7 protein-coding genes and 1 pseudogene are annotated in these 19,126 nt (G+C 57.1%); all 8 read left to right on the forward strand.

What is annotated here, in order from left to right; all coding sequences use genetic code 11:
- The first annotated feature begins 482 nt into the window (after nucleotides 1-482).
- The 8 genes and pseudogenes from FJY67_06780 to FJY67_06815 all read left to right on the forward strand — a co-directional run bounded on the left by FJY67_06780 (nucleotide 483) and on the right by FJY67_06815 (nucleotide 18,711).
- Nucleotides 483-680 (forward strand): annotated as a pseudogene (locus tag FJY67_06780) (YHS domain-containing protein).
- A 514-nt stretch (nucleotides 681-1,194) separates the two neighbouring features.
- On the forward strand, nucleotides 1,195-5,364 hold the full coding sequence (locus FJY67_06785) for a T9SS type A sorting domain-containing protein (protein MBM3329160.1): 4,170 nt from the start codon (nucleotides 1,195-1,197) through the stop codon (nucleotides 5,362-5,364).
- A 26-nt stretch (nucleotides 5,365-5,390) separates the two neighbouring features.
- Entirely contained in the window at nucleotides 5,391-6,968 is a 1,578-nt protein-coding gene (locus tag FJY67_06790; protein MBM3329161.1) for a hypothetical protein, read from the forward strand.
- Between the two features lie 19 nt (nucleotides 6,969-6,987).
- Nucleotides 6,988-8,943 (forward strand): T9SS type A sorting domain-containing protein, encoded by a 1,956-nt coding sequence (locus tag FJY67_06795; GenBank protein ID MBM3329162.1) that lies wholly within the window; start codon nucleotides 6,988-6,990, stop codon nucleotides 8,941-8,943.
- Nucleotides 8,864-11,503 (forward strand): T9SS type A sorting domain-containing protein, encoded by a 2,640-nt coding sequence (locus tag FJY67_06800; protein MBM3329163.1) that lies wholly within the window; start codon nucleotides 8,864-8,866, stop codon nucleotides 11,501-11,503. The genes FJY67_06795 and FJY67_06800 overlap by 80 nt, the downstream gene beginning before the upstream one ends.
- Before the next feature lie 225 nt (nucleotides 11,504-11,728).
- Nucleotides 11,729-13,141 carry a T9SS type A sorting domain-containing protein gene (locus tag FJY67_06805; protein MBM3329164.1) on the forward strand — a complete coding sequence of 471 codons (1,413 nt, stop codon included), beginning with the start codon at nucleotides 11,729-11,731 and terminating at the stop codon, nucleotides 13,139-13,141.
- 30 nt (nucleotides 13,142-13,171) lie between these two features.
- Nucleotides 13,172-16,153: a T9SS type A sorting domain-containing protein gene (locus FJY67_06810; protein MBM3329165.1), complete on the forward strand. Its 2,982-nt coding sequence runs from the start codon at nucleotides 13,172-13,174 to the stop codon at nucleotides 16,151-16,153.
- A complete protein-coding gene (locus tag FJY67_06815) occupies nucleotides 16,150-18,711 on the forward strand; it encodes a T9SS type A sorting domain-containing protein (GenBank protein MBM3329166.1) in 2,562 nt (853 codons plus the stop codon). The genes FJY67_06810 and FJY67_06815 overlap by 4 nt, the downstream gene beginning before the upstream one ends.
- Nucleotides 18,712-19,126: the final 415 nt, after the last annotated feature.

Below are 19,126 nucleotides of genomic sequence, written 5' to 3' on the forward strand. Positions count from 1 at the left end.
TCACAAAATACGGCTGAAAGAGGAAGATGTCAAGGGTTTTTGCGAGCCCGCCCAAAAATAGTTTGCCCGCGTATTCGGACTGGCTCCGCTTCTCTGCTATCAGGCACGAAGCCGCACATAACGGCATCGGCCCCTACGCGGTCGTTCCAATGCAATGATCCATAACCTGCCACTTCCGAGCCGGGCGCTTACTTTCGGGCGCCTACTTAGGTAATGGGAGGATTGCTGCACGCCGCCATCCCTATCATTTCCCGCTCCGCCGTCGTAATACATCTCAAAGCAACATCTCGGGGGCGATGAGTGCCCCGGGCTTAGCCCCGGATCAAGTCCGGTTTTCGCCGGAATGACCAACGCACCATCATCATTAGCCAGAGGGATTCACCCTTATGCCCGTCACAATCCTATCGATCCTCCTCACTCTCATGCTCGGCGCCGCGCCGCTCTTCGCCGAAGACATGCCCGCCGCCGGAACCGGCGCTGCCATGACCGCAGCGCCCGCCGACGGCAACGTCTTCTACAAAGACAAGGACGGCAAGCGCCACTTCGTCGATCCGGTCTGTGGCATGCGCCCGGTCGTCGGCGAAAAGACGGCGCACTCCGACCTGAACGGAATGCGCTACTATTTCTGCAGCGACCACTGCGTCAAAGCCTTTGAGAAGAACCCGTCCGAAGCGCTCTCGGCAATGGTCCTGCCGGCTGGAATCATCGGTGTCTCAGGCGACAAGATGATGGCCAAGTGTTCGGTTTCGGGCGATAAAGTGGCCATCACCGAGAAGACCAACAAGACCACCTACAAAGGCTACGAATACTACTTCTGCTGCAACAAATGCCCGACCGCCTTCCAGAAGAACCCCGGCAAGTATGCCGTCAAGGCGATGGCAATTCCCGCCATGGATACGAAGGCAGGGGAAGAAAAGCACGGGGGGCACGAGGGGCACGATCATCACTGAGAGGGACTGAGTGACTGAGCGACTGAGTGGCTGAGTGATAAGCGCCCATAATTGCGGGGCGTCGTGTCCTGCATTTGGAGCGACCCTGGGGGGATGGAGCCTGCTCCATCCCCCCTTCTTTTTTAGGTAAGCGCGATGTTAAATGTTGCATCGGGAGCGCCGCTTGACTATTATGTAATGACCCCGTCGGGCAACCACGTCTCACGCATGCCGAGTCCCGACCACTGCCCAAGTGGAGAAATCGATGCTGTCACACCCTCGCTTTCGCCTGCATCCCGCCCTGCTTGCCCTGATCTTCACCACATTTACCGCACCCGCCGTCGCCCGCATCCTGCGCGTTCCCCAACAGTATAACCGCATTCAAGTGGCAGTAGATTCGTCTGCCAACGGCGACACCATACTGGTTGCACCGGGACGCTACACCGAGAACATCAACTTCAACAACCGTTCGCCGGTCCTGGCGAGCCAGTTCCTGACGACCGGCGAAGCGCGGTTCATTGCCGAGACCGTGATCGACGGCGGGTGGAACGGCCGGAGCGCCATCCGGCTCGGCAACGGCGAGAGTGGCGCAATAATCGGACTCACGGTCGAGAATGACTCTACGGACTTCGGCGCGATCTACATCCGGCTCGGCCGGCCCGACATCCGGCACTGCGTTATCCAGAACAACTACGCCAGTCGCAACGGCGCCGCGATCTACATCACCGGTGCCGCAGCGCCGCGCATCAGCAACGTCATCATCAGGCACAACGAGTGTTTCAACGTCGGCGGCGCGGTGAGCATCTTCGGCGGCTCGACGCCCCTCATCGAAAACTCGCTTATCTACGACAACTACGCCCTCCACGTCGGGGGCGCGATCCATGTCTATGCTTCCCGCGCCATCCTGCGCGGCGTGACAATTGCGCATAATGCCGCGCTCCATTTCGGCGGAGCAATCTACGTCACCCAGGGCGGGATCGTCGATGCCGCCGACTGCATCCTTTGGGAAAACGAACCCGAGCAAGTCTGGATGATGGTTGGCTGGCAGGATCAGGTCTTTCATTTGTTCTTCAACCTTATCGACGGAGGCCGGGATCGGATCGTCGCGCTCGACCCCTGGAACGTCAACTGGGGCGTCGGGAACCTCGACGCGGATCCCCTCTTCACCAATCCTGCCGAGGGAGACTACTCGCTCCGCGCGGGCAGCCCGGCTATCGATGCCGGGCACTACGAATCGGCTTTCGATCCCGACGGGACGCGGCGCGATCTGGGCTATGCCTTCTTCGACCAGGGCGACGAAGGCCAGCGGGTGCGGATCGTCCCGACCGCGCACCAGACCATACAGGAGGGAATCGACGCTGCTGACGATGGAGACGTCGTCCTGGTGCTGCCGGGGACTTATCGGGAGAATGTGCGCATTGAGGACAAGAGAATCGCACTTGGCAGCCGGATATTGACCACCGGGAACAGAGCCTATATCGATTCGACGGTGATCGACGGTGCGCGGCGCGCCGAAGGCGTTAGCATCCGGGGTCGCGGCACAGCGGGGACAATCGCAAGTGGATTCACCATCCAGAACGGCAGCGGAGCCATCGGCGGAGGCGTCTACTGTCACGACGGTGCAAGTCCGATTCTGGAGGATGTCAAAATCCGTAACTGCGACGCTCAGCTACGCGGAGGCGGGTTGGGTCTTACCGGCCGATCAAGAGCCACTCTGCGTCGGGTCGAACTGCGAGTCAACCGAGCCGGTCAAATGGGCGGTGGGGCTTCGGGTGAGTTAGGCACTGAAATGGTCATCGAGGAGTGCAAATTCATTGGGAATACCACCGAAGGCATCGGCGGTGGACTTGCCGCGCCGGGAGCAGATATCACATTGCGCAACACCGTCTTTGCGAATAATGAGGCTGGAGACAGGGGGGGAGGTGATGGTGGGGGCGCCATACACATTTGGGCCGGTTCCGGCCAAATGGAACTCACCAATCTGACGCTGCACGGTAATAGTCACGATGGCGGAAACGCCGGCGGAATCGTCGTCCGCACACAAGGTGAAGTTCTTGCTGTCGCTATCCGCAACTGCATCCTGACTGGCAACGATGGCCTTGAGGTTACGAATATCCGCGACGAGGGAGGTCGCATTGCCGACGTAACTATATCCTATTCCCTCGTCGAATCCGCCGAAGAGGGCGTTGGCGGCGAAGGCATCACCTATCACGACTCCAATTTCGACGCCGATCCGCAGTTCGTCGATGCCGGGAATGGCGACTTCCATTTGACCGCCGAATCGCCCTGCATCGACCGGGGCGATCCCGACTCGCCTCGCGACGCGGACGGCACCCGCGCCGACGTCGGAGCCTACTACTTCCACCAGGTCATCGAACGCGAAGCGCGGCGCATCGACGTCCCGGACGAATACCGCACCATTCAGTCCGCCATCGACGCGGCGATGATCGGCGATACAGTCCTTGTGGCGCCGGGAACCTATTACGAAAACCTCGACTATCGCGGCAAGTTGATCCTCGTCGCAAGCCGGTACCTGCTCTCCGGCGACGTCCGCGACATCGGCCGGACGGTCATCGACGGCCGGCGCGAGGACGGCGTCCCGGCGCCGACGGTTCAGTTCGTCCGGAATGAATCGGCGGATGCGCACCTCTACGGCTTCACCGTTACCGGTGGGAGCGCGCGCGAAGGCGGCGGCCTCTTCTTCTTCCGCACCTCCCCAACCGTCAGTTATTGCGTCGTTACGGGCAATCATGGCCTCTATGGCGGAGGCGGACTCTATGCCTACGGCTCGTGGCCGACGCTCGACCATCTGACCATCACCGGCAATACCGCGGATGCCGGCGGAGGCGGCACCCACCAACGGAACGGGTCGTGGATGCGAATGATGCACACCATCGTCCGCGACAACGAAGGCGCCGAAATCTACATCCATGGCGACCGTGATCCCTGCACCGTCGAGGTTGACTGGTGCAACATCGAGGGTGGCGAAGAGGGCATCGCCGACAACGACAACGCCAACCTCGAATGGGGCGAAGGCAACATCGACGCAGATCCACGCTTCCTCAGGCTGACCGGCAGCGGTGATTATCGTCTGGCCGCCGGTTCGCCCTGCATTGACGCCGGCAATCCCGACGCTGCGGCCGAGCCGGACGAATCGGCTCCCGACATCGGCGCGCTCTACTACGACCAGCGGGTCTGGTCGGAGGGAGATTTTTCTGTCGCAATGCGGCGCGGCTGGACGATGATCGGCGCGCCACTGCTTCCCGACCCGCGCGCGATGACCGAAATATGGCGTCTGCTCGTCGAGGCGGGCCGTCTCATCATCGTTAAAGACCATAGAGGCCGGTTCTATCATCCCGAGATCGGCTTCAACAACCTGCCCGACTGGGATCCACGTCAAGGCTATCTGGTCAAGACGACCGACTTCTCGCAACTCAACCTGGCTGGGACGATCGTTGACCCGGCAGAGCCGATCCCGCTGCGGGAGGGCTGGTCGATGGTCTCCTACCTGCCCTTCGAAGAGACTGATGTGATGACGGCTTTCAACGGCGTCTTGGACGACCTCATCATCGTCAAGGATGGCTTCGGTCGGTTCTATCTGCCGGCAATGGAGTTCTCCAATATGGTGGCAATTGAGCCGGGGCGGGGGTATCAAGTGAAGATGGCGCGGACGCGGGAACTGGTTTGGAACGGTTGGCAGGGTATGCAGAATGCAGAACCCGGAATGCGGCGTAATGTTGCCGCTATCACCGGCGGCTCCCCGATTCATCAGGGGGAAGAAGAAGGAGAGCCCATCCACTTCCAGCCGGTAAAGCAGTCAGGGATGAATATGTCGGTGCTGATCGATGGAAGATGGAAGATGGAATATGGAGCAGGGGAGATCGGGGTCTTCACAACGGATGGTCTATGCGTCGGCGCTGCTTCATTCCGCACTCCGCATTCCGCATTCCGCATTGGCTTCGCCGTCTGGGGCGACGACCCCACGACCGTCGAGGTGGACGGCGCGCGGGAGGGGGAAGAGTTGCGGTTCCATCTGTGGGATGGGCAAAATGAATCGATGCTCAACCTGCACTTCGCACTTGAGCACTCGAGCACTCGAGCACTTGAGCACTTGTCCTACCAAACCGACGCTATCGCGGTCGGAACGCCGGGTGAGTCGAGCGCGCTGCCGGCCGCCTTCGCCCTTCACCCGCCCTATCCCAACCCCTTCAACGGCGTCGTCATCATCCGCTACGACCTGCCTTCCGCCGCCGACGTCCGCCTGGCGGTCTTCGACCTTGCCGGGCGGGAGGTGGCAAGGCTCGCCCACGGGCGACAGCCTGCCAGGCGGCATAGTATAGTGTGGGAGGGGGCGAATGTTGCGAGCGGGATTTATATCGTCCGACTTAAGGCTGGGGCGATCAAAAGGTCCGCCAAATTGCACTTGATAAGATGATTCATCATTACCATACCGGGGTCACAATGCGTAGCGTAGTTTGGCTCGGCATACTAATAGGCGCATCGGCGATCTCCTTTGCCCAGCCTCAACTCGACTGGAGACGCGTCTATAATCATCAGGAACGGCGCACAGCCTGGGATCATTGTTCTACGCCCGACGGCGGCTACCTGTTGGCCGCCGAAACGGGATTCGTCCGCGAAGATGTTTGGGATGCGCTGGTCATGAAGGTTGATGCCGAAGGCCGTTTGGAGTGGGAACGCCGATTGGGCAATCAGAATGACAATGAAACCCTTCGGGCCGTGGTTCTTGCCGACGACGGAGGCTGCGCCGTGGCCGGAGTTAGTTCAGTCAACAACTCCGACTTCCTGGTCCTTCGGCTGGACGAATTCGGAGATATCGTCTGGTCGAATACCTACGGTGGCAATCTGCACGAATTCGCCACCGGAATCACTGGTGATGGAGAAGGTGGCTTCCTGATCTGCGGAAAAAGAGCCGATAACGGGTACATTATCCGCATCGACGGTGATGGAGAACTGATTTGGGAGCGGATCTACGATTTTGGAGGGCAATACGACGTTTTCACGAACATAGTCTCTCGCGAGGGAGACTATGCCCTTTGCGGCAGCGGCGGCAACGCCCGTCAACCGCTCCTGGCTATCATCGACGGTGAAGGCGAGTTGATATTCAGCCGCATTTTCAATCACGACGACAACCGCGGCCGGATGATCTGGGACTTTGACATTACCGCTGACGGCGGATTCATCATGGTCGGGCATGTCAATCTCGCGCCCGGCGGTAACGGAATGCTCCTGCGTCTCGATGCCGAAGGCAACCGGCTCTGGAGCCGGAACTACGATGGCCCCCGCGATCGTCAGAACACCTCATTTGCGTGTGCGGTAGCCTCACTTCAAGATGGTCGAATTGCTCTGTGTGGCAACACCGACAATGCAGACTTCTGGGCGCTTTGGGTCGATGCTGATGGCAATCCCGTTGCGCAGGATCATACCGCCGGCAACGGCTGGTCGGCACGGGCCGGAAACGGCACTGTTACCTTTGCTGGAAGTGATGGATACAATGTATTATTGCAACAGTATGTCCTCCCGCCGCCGGTCCATACCTTGCGCCTTGCCGCCAACTGGGATATCTACTCAACCTATCTTGTCCCGGACGATCCCAACATCCCAGCCCTTATGGCGCCACTGGTTGGACGCGGCAGTTTGATCATCATCAAGAACCAGAGCGGACAGTTCTACTCTCCACGGTTCAACTTCAGCAACCTCCCGCCGTGGGATGTCCACTCTGGCTACATGATCAAAATGACCCGTCCCGACAGCCTCGTCATAACCGGCCAACCCGTTCAGGAGGATGAAGCGCTCTTCTTGCTTGAAAACTGGAATATGATCGCCTACTTTCCGGTGGATGCGATGGACGCGCCAGCGGCTCTGGCCGGGCTGGGGGAGCGTCTCGTATTGGCCAAGGACGGGCGCGGCAATTTCTATAATCCTGCGCAAAACTTCAACAATATGCCGCCGCTCCATCGGGGTGCGGGCTATATGATCAAGGTCGATCGCGACGTTGAGTTTCAATGGGGCGGTCGTTAAGGCTTCGAAAGGAGGGGCCATGTCAAAGCACGTCAAAATTGCGTTCTTTACGGGGTTGATTGCATCGGTCGTTCAGGCTCAGCCGGAGGTCGCTTGGGAGCGCACCTATGGCGGAGCCGGTGGCCAATATGGCGAGAGTATGGTCGTTGCGCTGGATGGGGGCTATGCGCTCGCCGGCTCGTCCGGTGGAGGAAATCTTCACTTTTGGATAGTCCGGCTCAATCGTGAAGGCGAGGTCGCCTGGCTGAACGAATACGACATCGAAGGCCAGTCCAACGAATGCTATGACCTCTGCAATACGGACGACGGGGGATTTCTCCTGGTCGGAATGATCCGGCTTGACAACGCCTATGGCTGGCACATTATGCGCATTGAGCCAGACGGAGATCCGGTCTGGCGGCGCACGTTCTTCGCCGGCGGCCAGCCACTGAATTGGGCCACGGCGGTGATCCGGGTCAAGGAGGAAGAGTATGTCGTCTGTGGTGGCCGGTTCCCGCCCAACGACAACTTGGATGCGATGATTCTGAAGATCAACGGCGATGGCGATGTGATATGGGAGCGGGAAGCAGGCGGAGACGGAAATCAAATGCTCGACGACATCACCCTCGCCCCGGACAGTTATGTCGCTTGCGGATTTTCCAATGCCGAAGGCAGCAACGACTTTTATCTGATCAAAGTCAACGACGAGGCCGGCCAGGTCGTCTGGGAGCGCACCTTTGGGGAAGAGGGTCGCAACGAACATGCCTTTGGACTGGTCCGGGCTCGCGAAGGCGGTTTTGCCGTCACCGGCTGGAACTCGGCCGATGCCAACAACTTCGATCCGATGCTCCTGCGCACTAACGAAGACGGCGAACCGCTTTGGGATCGCACCTACGATATGGAGGGCATCACCTATTCCGCCGATGTGGTGCAGCAAATAGACGGTGGATTCACTCTGGTTGGTCGCCAGTCGGTCGGGCGCAATATGTATGTCGGATTTGCGCTCACGACCGAGCCTGACGGCGAACCGACCTGGGATATGGCCGGGGGGCGGGCTTTCTTCTTCACGCGCTACAACGATGTCGCATTCGATGCCGAAGATAATTCCACTCTCATCTGCGGCACCACCTATGGCGGCGACAACAACGTCCTGATGGACGTGATTCTAACCAAGTTGGAGCCGGTCAATCATCCACCTGCGATTATGGGCCGCATGCCCGAGGACTCGGTCCTCTTCGCGGTAATACGCGAGGTGCTGCGGTTTCAGGTTGAAGCAATCGACATCGACCGCGACCCCCTGGACTATCGCTGGACCCTGAATGGTGATACAGTAGGGGTAGAAGACTTCTACGAGACCCAGTTTGCCGATACCGGCGAGTTCCGCGTGGAATGTTTTGTCCGGGATTGGCAATTTACCGTTTCGACGGTCTGGGTGATTAGGGTGCTGCGCCTGATAGATGGATACGACCCGGTGAACCTTAACCTCCGGATCGAACGGGGCGAATCGGTGATCTTCGTCATCCGGCCCGGACCGAATCCCGACAGTGTAGGCGTGGCGTGGTATCTCGACGAACAACTTATCGGGCGGGACACATTGATGCCTATAACATTCCCCGAAACTGGGCGGTTCATTGTGGCGGCTTCTGCTGGATATAGAGAAGTCATCGACACAATGCGCTGGTCAGTAGAAGTGGTCGAACCGGAGAAAATATCACCAGTTGGGAATGTGCCATTCTTGTTCGCCCTCCACGAACCCTATCCCAACCCCTTCAACGGCGTCGTTATGATCCGCTACGATCTGCCTTCCGCCGCCGACGTCCGCCTGGCGGTCTTCGACCTTTCCGGGCGGGAGGTGGCAAGGCTCGCCCACGGGCGACAGCCTGCCGGGCGGCATAGTATAGTGTGGGAGGGGGCGAATGTTGCGAGCGGGATTTATATCGTCCGACTCCAGCAAGGTGCGAAAGTTGAAGCACGGAAGGTGGTATTGGCAAAGTGAAGCCCTATTTAGAGGTGAGGCAATGGACGAGACAATGAGATTTGCGCCTATTCTTACCTTAATCTTGGTAGTCGCCAATATTTTGTTCGCGCAGGATGGCGAGCATATCATCCGCGTCGGTTCCGGCGGGATATCGGGTAATTATTGCGACGTCAAGGCTTACAATGAGAATATCGCCTACTACACCAATCGCTTTGGATTGGTGGTGATGGATGTCTCCGACCCTGAAAACCCCAATCCGGCGCGCATCATCCCCACCCGTGGCAACGCGCAAGGGCTATTCCTCAAGGACAGTCTGCTGTTTCTCTGCGATGGCTACGAAGGATTGCGCATCTACGATCTGAATGACGACCCGTGGAATCCGCGCGTGATCAGCCATACGACCGGACCAAGCAATGCACGGGGGTTGGTCGTCATCGACGACTTTGCCTATCTTTGGCAATACCGTAATTCCGTTGGCTTCATTTATGACGTCTCCGACCCTGAGCAACCTGAAGAATTGAGTAGGACGAATTTTCGAGGGGGGGAAAGTATGCAAATCCATCCATTCGGAGATCGATGCTATATCGTTTCCGCAAACGCTCCAACATCATACTGGGATATTAGTGATCGAACTAATCCGGAAATGATAGGTGTCGTGAATGGGACATTAAGAAGCGGTGAACATAATACCTTATTTGATGATAGACTCGCAAATGTGATTAGCCACCGAACAGTTTATCAAATTACGGATTCCCTTGAAATGGACTCGGTCGGTTATATAAATAGTTTTGCGGTCTCGAGTATGAAGATAGTAAATGATACTCTGTTTGGTACCGGCAGTCCTGATAATAATCGCGATAGGAATCCTGGCATGGCAATTGTGGACTTGACAAACCTTCGGCAACCAAGACGGATTTCTTATCTCTGGCAGTCATTACGTGGCGGCATTCGAGCGAGTTCCCGTTTTTTTGACCTACGTGACGGGAAAATGTTCACTTGTGACGGTGTGAATGGAACGACCATCTACGACGTCAGCAGTGTTGAGCATCCTGCAACAGTAGGCTACTACGACAATCGGGGCGACTTCCATAACGTCGCCTTGTCGCCCGACTACATTTATACCAGCAATTGGTTGAATTGGCAAGTTAACCGAATCAACTCCTTCAGACTCAGAGTCTATTCACGCCGCCCGATATCCGATCCGGAGGAGGTCTATGCATATGAGAGTTCACCCCAAGACAGCGTCTTTGGATACGGCTATAGCGAGTTTAGTCGTCCAATTGTTATCGGCGACCGCCTCTACGGCCTCGCCAATGGCGGCTACTTCGCCGGATTTTCCCTGGAAGACCCGGCGCGCCCTACTCCGCTCTTTATCGTCAATCAAAATCAGTTTGGTGCCGGGCAGCATTTCGTGGTGGATGGCACTATAGCCTATACGGTTAGCACATATATCTACGCCATCGATTTTTCTGATTATCGAAACCCGCGGCTTCTGAGCCGCATATATTGTTACCAAGCACAGGGTGGAATCGCCTGCGACGAACGATATCTCTACGTCCATTCATGGAGTGATGGTCTCTACATCTACAGCCGCGCGAACAACCGACTTAGCCAAGTGGGACTACTTAGGTTGGGACCGACCGTTGCGGCAAACGACATCCTTCTTTACGCCAACCGGGCCTACATCATACTTTCCCATTACGCACTAATCGTCGATATTTCGGATCCACCGAATCCGGTCGTTACCGGCGAACTCCGGTGGCCGGGTCTTACCTGGCGGGCATCGATCTCGGACGGCGTTCTCTTCGCAAGTTGTTGGGAACTCGGAGTCTATGCCTACTCGCTCGAAGACCCCGACAATCCACGCCGCGTCGGATATTATGACACGCCCGGACGATCTCATCAAGCCTTGGCGCAGGATGGCTATCTCTATGTGGCTGACTCCGATGAGATTGGAATTTACGATGTTGGTGAAATTACCGGTTGGTGGGCGCCGGTACTGTCGGATACAGCGCACGACTTCGGCGAAGTGGAGTTGGACAGTTCCGCCCAGTGGCAGTTCACGCTGACGAACAACGCCCAACACCCGATGCAACTATTCTCGGCATCCGTTGATGATTCGAGTTTTGCCGCGATTCTCGACAGCGTTGTTTTGGAATCGGGCGAGCGGAGTTCTATATCAGTGCGATTCCGGCCAAGATCGGCTGAAGAATATACCGGAACGCTGACCATTCATACTGATCGTCGTAGATTGACGGTAGCACTAACCGGGCGCGGCACACCGCTTTCTGCTCCCCAAGACCAGACCTTACCAACTGCCTTCGCCCTTCACCCGCCCTATCCCAATCCCTTCAACGGCGTCGTTACTATCCGCTACGACCTGCCAGAAGAATCTCCGGTGCGGATTGCGGTCTATGACCTCGTTGGGCGCGAGGTGGCAAGACTGGTCGAAGGACGACAGCCTGCTGGGCGGCACAGTGCGGTGTGGAAAGGAGCGGATGCCGCGAGCGGGGTCTATACGATCCAACTTGAAGCGAGCGGGCAAAAGGTCATTCGGAAGGCATTGCTCCTTAAGTGAGCGACCAATAGAAGCCAATGACCATCGGGACAAGCGCCACCATACAGAAACTCGTGCGATTATGCCGTTGTCATCCCCGCGTAGGCGGGGATCCATTCCGGATTGGTTTGACTGGGTTCCCGCCTGCTCGGGGATGACGCCATATATCGCCAATATTTTCAACTTGATGATAAGCGTGTAGTCACTTTGTGATTTAGACTACCTTCAATTCCAATAGGATGCACGATGAAATTTCTGCTTCTAACCCTGCTACTTCTGCCGGCGCTGGCACCTGCGCAGGACAGTCCGGTGATCGAGGAGATCGGCCGGATACGCGCCGCCAAAGTCCTGCAGATTAGCGGCGACGAGATGTTAGCGCAAATGACCATACCAGCCTATGAATTCGCTGGATACGGCACCACCTGGCTGGTCAACTACGACATCAGCGATCCTCTCCAGCCTCAATTGCGGTGGCGGGCGCTTTCTACCCCGTGGGCGGGGTGGGATTTCATACACGAGTATCCCGGCGTCATTTCAAGCGCAGTGCTGAGCGACACCTTGCTATTCGGGTTGAGCCTACGCTATGCGCAAAGTGACATAGTCAGCGGCACGTTCACCGCAGTTGTCGCCTCCTTGGATCCTGAATCGGGCCGTGAATTATGGGCGAGTGGATTCTCGTTTGGATCCGACACCGCTTGGGGCCATTTTAATGGGCCGAAGCCGTCCCGAATGCAGGTGCATAACGGCTATCTTTACGTCGGGATGGGCTATCTCGGGCTGGTGATTTTCGAGATCGTCTCTGCGGACAGTCTGATTGAGGTCGCGCGGACCGATATGGGCTGCGCCGACTTTGCAGCGGTGGGCGACCGCCTCTGGTTCTGGGGATTCACACCTTTGATGGAAGAATGGGGCGAAAACGGTATCGACCTCTCCTCACGTCTCCTCGACATCAGCGATCCTTCGCAGCCTGAAGAACTTGGCGAATTCGATCCGCGATATATCCGCGCCGGTCACTGGCGATTGGACGATTTGATCTATAAACCCCAGCCCGGCGGCTTTTTCCACATCTTCGACATCACTTCCGACACCCCCTTCGAGCCGGTCGATTCGCTGGCATTGCGTTCAACCTCGACCTGGATGGCGCGCGATGGCAATCGCCTCTTTCAACGCACCAGTGACCGGATCTATGTTTATGACATCACGGACCCGACAAGCCCGCAACTCATCGCCCAGGGATCTTACCGAAATCCTGAATTCTATTTGATGGATGGCATTGCGGCAGGCAGGGATAACATCTTCATCTACTCGAGTTGGGATCACATCTTCTATGGCCTTGAGTCAGTGGTCTTCTACTTTGGGCCGAATGCTGTGCCGGAGGAAGCAGATCCCGCACCATCGAACTTCGCCCTCCACGAACCCTATCCCAACCCCTTCAATGGCGTCGTCACCATCCGCTACGACCTGCCCGAAGCGTCTCCGGTGCGGATTGCGGTCTATAACCTGTCAGGGCGCGAGGTGGCAAGGCTCGCCCAAGGGCGTCAACCGGCCGGGCGGCACAGTGTGGTGTGGGAGGAGGCGGATGTTGCGAGCGGGGTCTATGTCGTCCACCTCGACACTCCCGGACATTCCCTGCGCACCAAGACGATTCTGTTAAAGTGAATATACCACTCCACCAACCGGGAGGTTCTGATGCGTCATCGTCTTTTCCGCATGCTATCAGTCTCTGCCGCCCTTCTTGTCCTGACCGCAGCCTCCGTTAGCGCAAGGACTTCAAGCCACCCTGAAGCCCCCCGTCGCGATCCGGGAGGACGACGGGCACTCTTCGCTCTCAATGGTGCAGGACTGAATGCCACCATATCGAACTGGGGCGAATCGGGCAATCCCGACGGCGCTCCCGGTTTCTACGGCTTCGAGTTCCCCCGCACCTCGGGCAACGACTTCCTTTTCTCCGCCGGCATCTGGGTGGGAGCGCGCGTCAACGACGAACCGCTCGTCTCGACCACCACCGACGGCGATAACGGCACCAATGAGTTTTCGCCCTCCCGAGACCGCTTCATGGCGCTCAGCAATGTCTTTGTCGCTCCCCTCTACCGCTTCGGTCTGATGGGCATCGATGACGATGACGATTGGAACGGAGACCGTCACGACCTGGATGATGACGGCCGCCCTTCCTTCGATTGGGACGGCCCGGATAGTGACGCCAACGGGGACGGCAATCCGTTCTACGACCCTGAGCCGCGCATAGATGAAGACCCCCCCGGCAACATCGCAAACGACCTCCTCGACAACGACCACGACGGCCTCGTCGATGCCGATGACGACGACCTCGATGGCGACCTCGATCCCGACTCCGATGACGACGACGGCGACGGCCTTGCCGACGAAGATGTCGCGGCAATGGCGACGCAGGATATCCTCGCAATCTACGACGACACCGATGTCCGGCAAGTCCAGTCACCCGATCCGGATGGCCACTCGCCGCTCGGTATCCGCATCGAACAGCGCGCGCTCTGCTGGCGCATCGTCGATGACCGGATTCGGGATGCGGTGATCTTCGAAGTCACGGTGCGCAACATCGGCCGGGAGACACTTGAGGAGGTTTGCTTCGCTCTCTTCGCCGATCCGGACATCGTCGCCCGCGGCGAGAGCGGAGATGCTGCTTCGGCCGATGATTCCTGTTGGTTCGACCGCGAGCGCCGGATGGCTGTAATGTGCGACGACCTCAACGATGCAGACGGTGCCGGCCCGGGCGCTTTCGCCATGAAGTTGCTTGCGACGCCCGGCAATCCGGACGAGACCTTTTTCACCTACCGAAGTTTCGAGCGTCTCGGCGGAGGCGATCCCGAGACCAATCGGGACAAATATGCGATGATGACCTCGCTTGTCGAAGATGAACCATCGGATTTTCTATCCGATTGGCGGTTCTTGCTCACCTTTCGCTCACATCCCGACGCCGAGCCGTGGCAACTTGAGCCGGGCGGAACGATCCGCATCGCATTTGCTTTCGTAGGGGCCTCGAATCCGCGGGACATCAATGCAGCTTCCGAAGATGTGGAGGACTTTTATCGAGACGCCTTGGTGAGCATCTGGCAGGGCCGTTTCATTCCCTATCCGTCAGAACCGCAAGTCTTCGATCCCGGCACCGGAAACAGCCTCGTCGTTACCTGCCCTCGCTATGGTGAAATCCCGCTGGTGGATGGTGTCGTGTTGCGTTACGGTGATGCTGATGGCATGATCGACGAGATCGATATGGAAGACCGCGACTCGCTGGTGGTCGAAGACCTGAACAATGGCCGGCAATACTGGTTTGTCTTGCAGATTTACGATCAGGAAGGTGAATTTGGCCCCGTTTCCGATACCACGCGTCTTGAGCCGATGCGCATCCCGAGGAAGCCGGCCGGCCTGCAATTGGTGAGCGAAGGCTTGCGCTCCATCGACCTTGCCTGGTCTGCCAATATCGAACTTGACCTTGCCGGATACCGACTTTACCGGTCGACTGACGGCGGCGCCTTCACTCCTGTAGGCGGTTTGATCGAAGCGACGCGTTTCCTTGACAATGTGCCGGTCTTTGCGCTTTATCGTTACCGGTTGACCGCGCTGGACCGTGACGGCAATGAAAGCCGCGCTTACGGTGCCGATTCGCTCGACCGGGCAATCGAAGGCGCGCCCTACACCTTCGACGATCAGCGCATCCTCATCATCGACGAGACCCGCGACGGCAATGGCAATCCCGGATCACCCGACGACGCGGCCGTAGATGAGTTCTACGCCGGCTTGATGGGAGGGCAGGACTGTATCGCGCTTGATCTGCTCCGCTTCAGCGCCGATCAGCAGCGACCACTTGGCGCCCGGGACGCCGGCCGCTTTCAGGCTATCATCTGGCACAACGACGATACCAGTTCCCCACTCCTGGAACCGCATCTTCCATTCCTGATGCGCTTCGTCGAATTGGGGGGAGGTTTCATCTATTCCGGAATGTCCATAGGTGCTAACTTCATACCCGGATATGTTGGCGGACGGGTCTCGTTCAGCGTGCCCATCACGCGGGTATTCGGCTTTCGAGAAGCCGAATTGTCTGTAGAGAGGGAATTCTCCGGAGCAACTCCGGAGGGTAACTGGCCCGCCTTGAACCTCGACCGGGCGAAAGTCCCGCAGAACTGGGCCGGGCTTAGAAACTGCAGTTATCTGCTCGGAGGGGAGCCGATCTACCGCTTTCGCTCGGCAATCGGCTCAGCGTTCCATGACCTGCCCTGCGCCTCAGCATTCGTGAACGAAGGCGGCGGACGGACTTTGGCGCTCGGCTTTCCACTTTACTTTATGGAGCAGCAAGGTGCGCTTGAGTTTATGCAGCAAGCCCTCCAGTGGATTCGAGTGGACGTGCCACAGGATGGTTTGATGCGACCGCCGGCTACATTCGCCCTTCACCCGCCCTATCCCAACCCCTTCAACGGCGTCGTCACCATCCGCTACGACCTGCCGGAGGCGGTTAGGGTCAAACTTGAGGTCTATGACCTTTCGGGACGCCTCGTGGAAACGCTCTTCAACGGCATCGCCGAAGCCGGACAACATAAGGCGGTCTGGAACAGCGGACAGAGTGGTTCCGGGCTCTACTTCCTGAAGATGACGACCCCGACGCGAAGTCTCTCAACGAAAGCACATTTGATCAAGTGACGGAAAACATATTGCGACATATCTTGGCCGCGTTAACGGTTGGGCTGGTAGTTAGTGTTGCCAGCACCGAGCCCAATCGCAACGTCACTTTCGTGTCGGATGCGATGGTTTCCGGCTATTACCGGGATGTCAAGATCGTCGGCGACCGCATTTACTGCGCCGTCGGATACGGCGTTGTCGTCTGGACATTCGACGAGAACAGTCCGAACGAGCCTCCGGTCGAGATTGGCCGCTTCCCGACCCCGGGGCAAGCCTACGCCATATTTATCGACGATACCCTCTGCTATGTTGCAGACGGGTCGAGGGGCTTGCGGATCTATGATGTCTCCGACTTGAACAATGTGGAGGAGTTAGGCGTCTATGAAGAGACGACCGGATTTATCGGGGTGACAGTTGGGGAGGGCGTCGCCTATCTGGCGCGTAGTCGGATCGGGATATATACGGTCAATGTTTCTGATCCGACTAATCCATCGCTGTTGGGATCGATTCAGTTTTATACTGAGAATGGTCGATTAGTCCTACACAACGGCTACCTTTGGGCAAGTTTATCAAATCGGGGGTATTGGTTGACAGCATTTGATGTGAGCGATCCTAGAAATATTAGGATTGCAGGGCAGTATCAAAATGCGGGCGCTGGAGGAGGCTTTAGTTTTAATGGGGATGTAGCCTTTATAAGTAGAGATTCACTGACCGTTCTCGACATTTCGAATCCTCTTGAGATTGGATACTTGACTTCATACCGAAATGCACAGTATGGTTACGGTATTGTCTATAAGGATGGCTATCTATATGGTAGGGGTGGGCAAGTCATTACCGATGTGCGTAATCTAAACAATATTAGGACAATTGGATTTGTTGCCCCCAATGGACTGCTTACTGGTATGGGTATGCCCGACTTTCTCGAGGATTACGTTTACGTGCCCGCCAGTCAGCGCGGGCTGAAGATAGTTAACGTGAGGGACAAGACGCGTCCTTTCATTCAGCATGTCAATCTGACAAACGGCGATGTTAAGGATGTCATTTTCAGGAATGGCTACATCTATGTCGCGGATGCACAAACCGGCGCTTGGCCTGTTCCAAGAGAGGGCAATTATTATCGTGTAGGTAGAATGCGCGTCTATAGGGTTACGGATCCGCAACGCCCAGTGCTGGTAGCAGACGTCGATGGACTTTTGGATTATCAGGACGATGGTTTCACAAGAATCGATCTTTTCCGCGACACATTAGTATGCCTCAATGGACCTGGAACTACGCTTTTGAATATTTTAGATATCAGCGATCCAGAGCATCCAGAGCTAATTCTTGGTGGGGGGCCAAACGATCCAAGAATAGGTGCAGGTAGAAGCCCCACTTATGAAGGGGAGTTAATGTTTGTCGCAGGTGATGCGCCAATTATGGGGATCGAATCACTTCGCAACCCTGAACGCCCGGAGAGGTTGCTCACATACATGAGTCAAGAGAATAACAGATTTTACAAAATATTCGCTGTCGATAATTTTCTATTAGTTTCCGGACAAGTATTTGGTCAATACAATGCGGTATTTACCTATGACTGGAGTGATCTTGAGAACGTTCGACGAGTCGGTGAATGGGGGCAAATCAACGGCTTGAAGGCCGATGGTGTTCGAAATGGGGATTATCTTTATTTAGTTGGCGGTGGCATCGGATCGGGATTGTCCGTCGTGGATATTAGCGATCCTCTTCACCCGCACGAGGTTCACCATACAAATGAAGTGCGGATCGGCTATAGGCCAAGGGTGGTGCAAAATCATTTATTTGTGCCAGATGGCACAAGCGGAGTCAGGATATTTGACCTTGAAGATCCTTCGCTCCCGCAGCAAGTAGGATACTATGACACTCCCGGTGGAGCAGGAGGCGTCGCTGTGGACGAGGATCGCGGATTTCTCTTTGTGGCGGACGGCTCTAACCTCACTATTTATGACATCGGTTTGCTACTCCGTGCATGGGATCTGGCAGTTATGGAGGAAGTTCATGACTTCGGTGATGTGGCACTCGATTCGACCGCAGTTTGGCCGTTGACACTGATCAATCGCTCGGAGCGCGAGGTTGTTATCGACAGCGTTCGGCTCGCAGGAGATGGTTTTACGGTCGATGATGTTGACGGATTCGCAATAGCCCCCGACGAGGAGTTGGAAGTATGGGTCTTTTTCGCGCCCGACAGTAGTCAGGAATACAACGGAGAGGCGGTGGTCTATTCGATGGGCAGACGATTGAAGGTGCAACTTTCCGGTCGCGGCGCACCGCTTTCTGCTCCCCAAGACCAGACCTTACCAACTGAATTCGCCCTGCATCCGCCCTTCCCCAATCCCTTCAACGGCGTCGTTACTATCCGCTACGACCTGCCGGAGGCATCTCCGGTGCGGATTGCCGTCTATGACCTCTCCGGGCGGGAGGTGGCAAGGCTCGCCCAAAGGCGTCAACCGGCCGGGCGGCACAGTGTGGTGTGGGAGGGGGCGAATACCGCAAGCGGCATCTATACGATTCAACTTGAAGCGAGCGGGCAAAAGATCATTCGGAAGGTGTTGCTTTTAAAATGAGATGCATTATGTGGAAGTCCGCGTAGGGGCGGATTCCGATCCGCCCGTTTGGGGAGTGGCTTATCGCGGAGGGGCGGATTCCGATCCGCCCGTTTGGGGAGTGACTTATCGCGTAGGGGCGGACTCCGATCCGCCCGTTTGGGGAGTGGCTTGTTGCGTAGGGGCGGATTCCGATCCGCCCGTTTGGGGAGTGGCTTGTCGCGTAGGGGCGGATTCCGATCCGCCCGTTTGGGGAGTGGCTTATCGCGTAGGGGCGGATTCCGATCCGCCCGTTTGGGGAGTGACTTATCGCGTAGGGGCGGATTCCGATCCGCCCGTTTGGGGAGTGGCTTGTTGCGTAGGGGCGGATTCCGATCCGCCCGTTTGGGGAGTGGCTTGTCGCGTAGGGGCGGATTCCGATCCGCCCGTTTGGGGG

The sequence above is a fragment of the Calditrichota bacterium genome (genome assembly GCA_016867835.1).
Classification (GTDB): Bacteria; Electryoneota; AABM5-125-24; order Hatepunaeales; family Hatepunaeaceae; genus VGIQ01.

Excerpts from the sequence above, each read along its gene's own strand:
- FJY67_06785 (MBM3329160.1), top strand. The coding sequence starts at position 1,195 with ATGCTGTCACACCCTCGCTTTCGCCTGCATCCCGCCCTGCTTGCCCTG.
- FJY67_06790 (MBM3329161.1), top strand. The coding sequence starts at position 5,391 with ATGCGTAGCGTAGTTTGGCTCGGCATACTAATAGGCGCATCGGCGATC.
- FJY67_06795 (MBM3329162.1), top strand. The coding sequence starts at position 6,988 with ATGTCAAAGCACGTCAAAATTGCGTTCTTTACGGGGTTGATTGCATCG.
- FJY67_06800 (MBM3329163.1), top strand. The coding sequence starts at position 8,864 with ATGTTGCGAGCGGGATTTATATCGTCCGACTCCAGCAAGGTGCGAAAG.
- FJY67_06805 (MBM3329164.1), top strand. The coding sequence starts at position 11,729 with ATGAAATTTCTGCTTCTAACCCTGCTACTTCTGCCGGCGCTGGCACCT.
- FJY67_06810 (MBM3329165.1), top strand. The coding sequence starts at position 13,172 with ATGCGTCATCGTCTTTTCCGCATGCTATCAGTCTCTGCCGCCCTTCTT.